This window comes from Methylobacterium sp. WL103, assembly GCF_008039885.1.
Taxonomy (GTDB): Bacteria; Pseudomonadota; Alphaproteobacteria; order Rhizobiales; family Beijerinckiaceae; genus Methylobacterium; species Methylobacterium cerastii.
Map to the genome: position 1 here is coordinate 1 of NZ_VRUX01001023.1, position 918 is coordinate 918.

Consider the following 918-nt stretch of genomic DNA (forward strand, 5'->3'; position numbering starts at 1 on the left):
GCGCGGACCTCGGGCCGGGCGAGCAGCCGCGCCGGGCCGTCGGGGTCGAGGCGCCGCATCAGCGGAACTCGCCTGGCACCAGCCGGCCGTTCTCCATGTGGGTCGGCACGAAGCCGGTGGCGTGGCGCTCGGAGAACAGGCCCGAGGCCACAAGCGAGGCGATCACCACGGCCAAGCCGGCCAGGACGAGGCGAAAGGCCTGGGCGTCCCAGTGCGCCCGCTGCAGCGGGTTGCGGCCGACGAGCAGCAGGTAGGTGAAGAACAGCCCGAAGGGCAGCAGGAAGAGCCCGAACTCCTCCACGAGGCGACGCAGCATGGCATCCGATCGATGGGCGCGGGCGATTCCCGCTCGGCTCAGAGGTGGGACTTCGATGGCCCGAATTCGAGCCGTTCGGCGAGGTTGTGCAGGATGCCCGCCGTCACACCCCAGATCAGGCGCTCGCCGTAGGGCAGGGCGTAGAAGCGCCGGTCGCGGCCCTGCCACACCCGCATCCGCAGCTCGTAGCGCGACCGGTCGGCGATCACCGCCAGGGGGACCTCGAAGATCGCGTCCACCTCGGCCGGGTTCGGCGCGAGGCGCGCCTCCCGGTCGACGAGGCCGATCACCGGCGCCACCAGGAAGCCGGTGCCCGACAGGTAGGGATCGAGGTAGCCGAGCATCCGCACGTGACGCGGCGACAGGCCGACCTCCTCCTCGGCCTCGCGCAGGGCCGCCGCCATCGGGCTTGCATCGGTCGGGTCGATCTTGCCGCCGGGCAGCGCGACCTGGCCGGAATGGTCGCGCAGGTGGGCGGCGCGCTGCGTCAGCACGATCGCGAGGCCGGATTCGCGCGCGACGACCGGCACCAGAACGGCCGCCCGCCGGTGCGGCGGCGGCGGGATTACGGCGCTGCCGTCGGGCTCCAGGCTGTGGTCGCC

General features: G+C 73.1%; 2 protein-coding genes. Both read right to left on the reverse strand.

Annotated features, from left to right (window positions below):
- Window positions 1–58: 58 nt before the first annotated feature.
- Window positions 59–316 (reverse strand): DUF6111 family protein, encoded by a 258-nt coding sequence (locus FV222_RS27490; RefSeq protein ID WP_147752731.1) that lies wholly within the window; start codon window positions 314–316, stop codon window positions 59–61.
- Window positions 317–354: 38 nt separating this feature from the next.
- A partial coding sequence (locus FV222_RS27495) for a CoA pyrophosphatase (protein WP_147816301.1) occupies window positions 355–918 on the reverse strand: 564 nt, incomplete at its 5' end.